We start from the raw sequence: 6,973 nt of genomic DNA, 5'->3' as shown, positions 1-6,973 counted from the left end.
AGAGTTTTCTGTTACTAATTCTTTTATTGCTTTATTTGTAATTAGAACATTGTATTTTTGAAAAACCTGTACTGTATCTACCCATACTTCAGTTATAGCTTTTGAAGTCATATTTGATTGAATTACCATAAAATAACCTCCTTATATCTTCATATTACCATTTTCTCATCAACTATCCTGCTCCTTTAGTTGAATAAAAAAGCCACCTGAATTGGCAGCTGGATCTTAAAGTAACGCCCCCGATACTTCAATAAGGCTAGTTCCTCTATTGTAAGTTTTACTGCATTCTGTTCGGTATCAGTTATACGGATAAAATTACAAAAAGTTACAATCTTAATCAATAAAGTTTTCTACCCTACTTCAATAAGCAAAAGAGCAATCCCTTTTTATTCAGGGATTGCACCCTTTAGTTGAATAAAAAGTTATAAATAGATTATTTAGGCTTCATTAATGTATGGTTATTTAAATCATAGATTTTTAATGATTTTCCTATATCTGAATTACGATAATATTCTACTTCACAGTAATATGTTCCATCCTGGTCTTCACTATATCCTTGACGAGAAAAACCAATAATCTTTTTCTTAAACTCAACCTGTAAACCACCTCCACTTTTTACCCCTTCGAAAATAAACACATCACATGTTCCTTTAAATTCCTCAGTTTGATTAAGTATTACAGTTGATAAAAATCGTATGGAGTATATAAAACAAATGACTGAAAACAGCGTAAAAGTAATGATAATAAATCCTTCTTTCATTGGCATTTTATAAGAACTACCTTGTTTCTTTTGCTTTTTATAATAATACATAATGATAGCGATGGAACCAATTACCATTACAAGTGACAATAATAACATATAGTAATAATCAGCCACTTCTTCAACATCCTCCATTTTGATGGTTTTTTAAAAAAAATTTTCATTTTATCCTTTTTTTCTTCAACTATCCTGCCATTTACATTAATAAGAAAGAGCCATTCTCCTTCTTGAAGAATAGCCCCGTTAGTTGAGATTGCTAAACTCAATAATTTTCTTTTTTCCAACGTTTATATTCTACAAACTCTAAAAAACCATAAGCCGATATGATTGATAAAATAGGGATGACATAATACTTCGGAGGTCCAAATATAAAGATAACAACAATGAAACCTGCAATAAAAAGTGCAGTATTTAAAAGATATGATTTCTTTCGATATTTTAAATAAAGTTTTACCTTATCCATTACTTTTCCTTTCACGCCAATCATATTCACTAATATTTTTTGTTATCTTTCTTGAACTATTCTACACCGTTAGCTTAAGTACAATCTTTCACAATCTTATCGATAAATACCAATTTTTCATTAAATGATCCTCTACAATCTGTCTTTTCATGAAGAAGGATAGATGTTGGAATAATAGTCATAGTTTTTTTAATCGGGTATGCCTTCCAGTTAATTAAAAAACAATTTTCACAATCTCCGTACCATATAAAAAGGCGAGCGTTAACGCCCGCCGATATCATCCGAAACAAAAACCATATTGCAGCTAAAACATTTGCTGACATAACGATGAATAAAACAGCGTAAGATTAAAAATTTCTCCTACACTATTTTTTGCTTATGATATTTATGGTCAGTAAGATTCTTCGGTTTACCGTTTGTATCCCAAATCAGATCTGGAGGCTTTCCTACAGGTCTGATGGACTTAAAACGGCTCAATGGCTTTCTCGTTCTTACCAGTTTGAGGCTGATTTTCAATTCTTCTTTCTTCGGCTTCCTTAGGAATTTCTTTAAGGCGTTTATTTACTTCTTCTACTTGATTTGTAGTTCTTATTTCATCCATTTTCAAAAACCTCAATTCATTAAAATATTTTGATAAAAATAGTATGCAGCAGTAACGAAGATTTTATGTCCCCTGAAGTAAGCCACATTTTTTCCACCGGTAATTCACAAGGATTTTTATATAGAGTTGTTCAAATCTGCCATCGTTGTTAAATCGAGTTGCTTTACCCCTTGCTCTAACTTAGAGCGTATTTCCTTACTTAAAGTCGTATCCTGACTTACTCGGGAGAATCAATCAATCCAAGTGGAAGGTGTATTCGGAGTTTTGAAGGAAGATTACGGATTTCGAAGATTTTTAACAAGAGAGAAACAAAGCGTGAAGGTTGAGTTTATGCTTCTGTGTTTTGTCTCTAAACTGAACAAACTTCACAAAAGTATCCAACCTCAAAGTTTAGGTGTCACCCTCTATAAAAATTCAATTGCATAGATTCGCAAGCTAACCCAGTATTTTTGTTATGCCCGAAAACTAAAAAAGCATCTAAGATTTCTGCCATAATCGGCTAAAATCTCGATGCTTTTCATCTGGGATGTTAAAAGAAGGAAGCTGTCTCAATTTTCATTTGAGACAGCCCCTTTTTATGAATAGGATATGCGATTTCGCATTCACCATCGGCATAACAAGTAACTTTGATAGTTCCTGTATTTATTTACAAACAACTGCCTGTTATGCTTTTGGAGCCGTTCCTTCTGCGTTTGATACAACTGCATCGATTTGGATTAAAGCATCTGTAGGTAAAGCTGATACGCCAACTGTTCTTCGTGCAGGAACACCGCCTGGGAAGAATGTTTTGTAAGCTTCGTCTACAGCATCCATATCTTCAATATTCTTAAGGAAGATATTTACTTTAACTACATCGTCCATAACGTGGTTGATACTTTCTACAATTGCCTTGATATTTGTCAAGCACTGTTCAGCTTGCTCTTTTACACCGCCAGCTACCATCTCACCAGTTTTTGGATCCAAAGGCAATTGAGCTGAAAGGTGATTGTAATGAGAGAACGCTACAGTTTGTGTAGATAGGGAACACTTTGGTGCATTGTCAGTATTGTTCGCCCATATAACGATTCCATGTCTGTCTTCAATAGCTTGTGGAGGTGTACCATCTCCGTGTGACACCACTGCTTCAATTTGTACCAAAGCATCCATAGGTAGAGCTGCAACTTCAACTGTTGTCCGTGCAGGGACATAAGCTACGGCTCTGGCGATAGCCGAGTCTGGGAAGAATGTTTTATAAACTTCATTTACGGCTTCAGTATCAGATAGGTTTTTAAGGAAGATATTAATTTTAACAATATCATCAAAAGGAACGTCGATACTTTCTAAAATTGCCTTAATATTTTTTAAGCACTGTCCAGCCTGCTCTTTTACACCGCCAACTACTAATCGGCCAGTTTTCGGATCGATCGGCAATTGAGCTGAAAGATTATTGTAATGAGAGAAAGACACAGTTTGTGTAGATAGCGGACTTGTTGGTGCATTTGCCGTGTTATTTGTAAGCTTAATGAGGTCGCCTGCTTGTGGCGCGTTTGGAATTGTACCTTCACCGTGTGAAACAAGTGCTTCAACTTGCACCAAAGCATCCATAGGCAAAGCTGCAACTGCAACTGTTGTCCGTGAAGGAACATAGGTTGGGAAGAACGTTTTGTAAACTTCGTCTACAGCGTCAACATCTTTGATATTCTTAACGAATACAGTGATTCTAACGACATCGCTCATAACATGATCAATGCTTTCTACAATTGCCTTGATGTTTTTAAAGCATTGTTCAGCCTGCTCTTTAATGCCACCTGCTACCAATTTACCAGTTTTAGGTTCGATAGGTAATTGAGCTGAAAGATTATTGTAATGAGAGAAAGCAACAGTTTGTGAATATAGACCGTTACCGTTTGGAGCATTTTCCGTATTTCTTGCTGTTACTGCGTTATAACCGCTCATGATAGTATTCTCCTTTTAGATAAATATTTATTAACTCAAGTATGCACCAATAAAACCGCTTTAAACCATGGTTCCGTGATTGCATAGACGAAAAACGGAAGTCAGTGATATGGATTTGAAGACTGCTTTGGCTCAACCGATGGCGTTCTTCACGAAGTTGAAAAAACAATTCTCACTAGACACAGATTTCGTTTTTGAGCAAGTGTCAATTATAGCAGGCTTTCTTCGTGTTGACTACTTGTTTCTTGTGAATTGTTTTTTGAGTTGAGTTTTTTTCTGGACAACAACAGTTAAGGGCTGCGTCAAAAAGATGGAATCATTTCGACGCAGCCCTTGCTAAGCTTATTCATTAGCTCTACGAAATTTCTGTCAGATGTAATTCGCCACTACGGATATGAGGTAGATGAGCATATAGCTAAAACTAATTATAGAAATATAGGAACATTTATTTTGGCTAAAAATAAGTTGTTTGAATTCATTAGTCAGCAGCTTAGAAATTTAAACCTTAAGTGTTGAACAATAGAACAACACCAATAAGCTCAACCTAAACCCTATATTAACAAAACAGTATATATAACATAAATTTCCCATTTCCTTATAAAGTGTTATTCCAGAATATGGCCTTAAAATTAAAAATGAGCGCTTCTTTAAAGATAGCGCCCAATTTATGTTTTTCGCTAATCAGTGCATGCCTCCTTTCATGTAAGTTACTAACAATTTTCTTCAAGTTACCCTTCATTTTTCTGCCACATACATGAATAGTGCAGACTTGCTTGGAATATCCACATACAATTTGATTAGAGCGATGATGAGAGGAGTGAATGAAAAGAACAAGTATTGACAGACATCGCGTGCTGGAGCAATTATAATTTTTGGTGAAAAGAGGTGTCTGAAATTTGAAACTTTTTTTAAACATCGATAAAGCATTTAAAGAAACGAAGATTACTATTGAAAGCCCTGAATTAGATGACAATATTAAGGAACTAATTGACTTCATTCACGGAAGGGAACAGCCATTCCTGATTGCCAAAAAAGGTGAAATGCAGCATATTCTTAAACCAGTGGATATTCACTATTTTCATACAGAAAAAGAACATGTAGTTGCCGTAACAGGGACGGATTCATTTATTTTAAAAGAGAAGTTATATGAGCTTGAGGCCCTGCTTCCTTCTAATAAATTTATCCGCCTATCTAAATCGGTTATTGCCAATTTACATGAATTGAGCCATTTTGAAGCCTCATTCAATGGTACACTCTGCGTTTATTTCAAATCTGGTAAGAAAGAGTACGTGTCTCGTACCTATGTCCCTGTGATAAAAGATGCTTTAAAATTTAATAGGAGGAAAACAGAATGAAGACATTTATACTTCGCAGTTTCATCGGTATTTTCTTTGGAGGCTTCATTACGGTGCTTTACACGAATTTAACAATCCTTTTCGGCGGTCTCGAAATGATAGATGGAAGCTTATTTTTGAAGAACTCGATAGGTTCTATTCTCTGCGGATGGTTTTTTACAGTGAGTTCTATGTACTATGAAAACAGAACTTTAAAGCTTTCTCAACAGACTATTTTCCATTTCTTAACCGTCAAGATCCTCTACTTCATCTTGGCCCTTACGATCGGATGGATTCCATTTACGATACAAAGTATTTTATTAACACTCTTCATCTCCATCGTCACTTTTACAATCTGTTGGATCACATTTTACCTTTACTTCAAAAATCAAGCCCGGAGATTAAATGATGATTTAAAGAAACTATGAGAAATGCCAATGGGACGGTTCTCCCGGTTTTTTAGTAAAAAGATCCTGGCCACAAGAACCGTCCACATGGACTCCAGATGTCATTCTCCGTAATCCAATAAAATCGTTTTGAATCCAGCATCTAACATATTCCGTTCTCTTTCACGTGAATCGCTGCTTTAAGGCTCGTTTGCGCTCTTGCTTACAGCCATTCATAAACTTCAACAATCGTCTCTTCCAATGTCAGGGAGGTAAGCCCCTCATGAACTGCATTTTCGATATAGATGGAAAAAGAACCTTTCCAAGGTTTGGTTTCACCCTCTAAGGAGAAGTCCTCAGGAATCCATAAGGGCATTTCTGTCCATGGCTAAGCATTGTGCTCTATAAAAAAAATTTCATTTGCCCATACTCATTCGCTGTAGCTATTGGTAACGGCTTCACATAGATATATAATAGCTTTTCCATTGTTAATTTATCATTCGGACCTGTTACATTAAATGTACCTGCTTTCCTTCTTTCTGCCATATCAAATACCCATTTTGTGATATCTTTTTATATCAATCAGCCGAACTCCTTCTTCCGCTAAATGGCCCTATAATGAAAATAAGTGCTGTTCCTTGTTACAGAAAAGCGCCGGATTAATGAATATTGAAAAATATGTGAAACTGCAATAAAAGCTCTTCTGTTATTTTACTAAAGCTACTACTTCAAGAAGACCGTTCCCATTCTTTTCGTAAAATCCCCATTTTAATAGCATCAAAATATTCACCATTCACCATTCTTGCCTGCCTTATTCTTGCTTCTTCTTTCATTCCCAATTTTTCTGCAACCTTCATCATTCTTATATTTCCTGACCAAGTTGACATCCCTAACCGATGCAATTCAGTAGAACTGAATAGGAAATCAATCCAAAGTTTATAAGCCTCAGTTCCGTAACCACCATTCCAAAAATTTTTATCATAAATCACGATACCAGTTTCTAACCAATTAGTGTTTTTATCCACCCAATAAGAGCCAACTGTTCCAATCAACTTATCTCCTACAAAAATGATTAGTGTATTGGGAATGTTGGGGAAAATTTCATAGTTTTTCTCCCAATCTATTTGAAATTGTTCTTTTGTAATGTAAGGTTCAGGAATGTAGGGACCATTCCATTTCTTGGCTTCTTGTTCCTTTTCTTCATATTTCCAAAAATATAATTCATCAATATCCTGTTGAGTAGCTTCTTTCAACTCAACTTTTCGTCCTTCAATTTTAATCATAAAAAGCGTGCTTCCTCCCATTCTATCTTGTTCAAACCACATACTTATATGAAGAATACCATAATAATCAAAATCCTTATTCAACTATTTTCCAGTTTAAGTGCAAATTTTACAACACCATATTATCATTACCCCATTAGTAATCAATTCTTCTTGATATTTTTCCTTTATTAAATGGCACTTATCATGAAGAAGACGCTTTCCTTATTTC

At 35.2% G+C, this 6,973-nt stretch carries 7 protein-coding genes and 2 pseudogenes; 3 read left to right on the top strand and 6 right to left on the bottom strand.

Translation table 11 applies throughout. The annotated features are described in order from the left end of the window. Nucleotides 1–433: 433 nt before the first annotated feature. From V7164_RS24160 to V7164_RS24150, 3 genes are all read right to left on the bottom strand, one after another. On the bottom strand, nucleotides 434–877 hold the full coding sequence (locus tag V7164_RS24160; RefSeq protein WP_335355481.1) for a hypothetical protein: 444 nt from the start codon (nucleotides 875–877) through the stop codon (nucleotides 434–436). Between the two features lie 145 nt (nucleotides 878–1,022). Continuing rightward, complete coding sequence (locus V7164_RS24155; RefSeq protein ID WP_335355480.1) at nucleotides 1,023–1,223, bottom strand: hypothetical protein; 201 nt, start codon at nucleotides 1,221–1,223, stop codon at nucleotides 1,023–1,025. Nucleotides 1,224–1,686: 463 nt separating this feature from the next. Further along, nucleotides 1,687–1,824 (bottom strand): hypothetical protein, encoded by a 138-nt coding sequence (locus tag V7164_RS24150; RefSeq protein WP_335348343.1) that lies wholly within the window; start codon nucleotides 1,822–1,824, stop codon nucleotides 1,687–1,689. 234 nt (nucleotides 1,825–2,058) lie between these two features. On the opposite strand from V7164_RS24150, the pseudogene V7164_RS25775 reads away from it, so the two are divergent. Then, a pseudogene (locus V7164_RS25775) lies at nucleotides 2,059–2,250 on the top strand (transposase); the annotation flags it as partial. A gap of 237 nt (nucleotides 2,251–2,487) precedes the next feature. Here V7164_RS25775 and V7164_RS24145 read toward each other — a convergent pair. Then, complete coding sequence (locus V7164_RS24145) at nucleotides 2,488–3,759, bottom strand: RidA family protein (RefSeq protein ID WP_335348342.1); 1,272 nt, start codon at nucleotides 3,757–3,759, stop codon at nucleotides 2,488–2,490. Nucleotides 3,760–4,655: 896 nt separating this feature from the next. Between V7164_RS24145 and V7164_RS24140 the strand changes: the two genes are divergently transcribed. Together V7164_RS24140 and V7164_RS24135 are read left to right on the top strand one after the other, a co-directional pair. Beyond that, nucleotides 4,656–5,114, top strand: a complete 459-nt coding sequence (locus V7164_RS24140; protein ID WP_335347301.1) for a LytTR family DNA-binding domain-containing protein — start codon at nucleotides 4,656–4,658, stop codon at nucleotides 5,112–5,114. Next, nucleotides 5,111–5,521, top strand: coding sequence for a DUF3021 domain-containing protein (locus V7164_RS24135; protein ID WP_335347302.1), 411 nt, complete (start codon nucleotides 5,111–5,113; stop codon nucleotides 5,519–5,521). Before V7164_RS24140 ends, V7164_RS24135 begins: the two co-directional genes overlap by 4 nt. Before the next feature lie 184 nt (nucleotides 5,522–5,705). On the opposite strand, the pseudogene V7164_RS25770 reads toward V7164_RS24135, so the two are convergent. Then, nucleotides 5,706–6,052: pseudogene (locus V7164_RS25770) on the bottom strand (NAD-dependent dehydratase); the annotation flags it as partial. Nucleotides 6,053–6,207: 155 nt separating this feature from the next. Continuing rightward, nucleotides 6,208–6,762 (bottom strand): GNAT family N-acetyltransferase, encoded by a 555-nt coding sequence (locus tag V7164_RS24125; RefSeq protein WP_335347304.1) that lies wholly within the window; start codon nucleotides 6,760–6,762, stop codon nucleotides 6,208–6,210. Nucleotides 6,763–6,973 lie beyond the last annotated feature (211 nt).

Source organism: Bacillus sp. JJ1474, from assembly GCF_036965225.1.
Lineage (GTDB): Bacteria > Bacillota > Bacilli > Bacillales > Cytobacillaceae > Cytobacillus.
This window is presented reverse-complemented; position numbering and strand designations above follow the sequence as displayed.

Coding starts and splice junctions, on each gene's coding strand:
- V7164_RS24155 (WP_335355480.1), bottom strand. CDS start 1,223: ATGGATAAGGTAAAACTTTATTTAAAATATCGAAAGAAATCATATCTT.
- V7164_RS24150 (WP_335348343.1), bottom strand. CDS start 1,824: ATGGATGAAATAAGAACTACAAATCAAGTAGAAGAAGTAAATAAACGC.
- V7164_RS24145 (WP_335348342.1), bottom strand. CDS start 3,759: ATGAGCGGTTATAACGCAGTAACAGCAAGAAATACGGAAAATGCTCCA.
- V7164_RS24135 (WP_335347302.1), top strand. CDS start 5,111: ATGAAGACATTTATACTTCGCAGTTTCATCGGTATTTTCTTTGGAGGC.
- V7164_RS24125 (WP_335347304.1), bottom strand. CDS start 6,762: ATGATTAAAATTGAAGGACGAAAAGTTGAGTTGAAAGAAGCTACTCAA.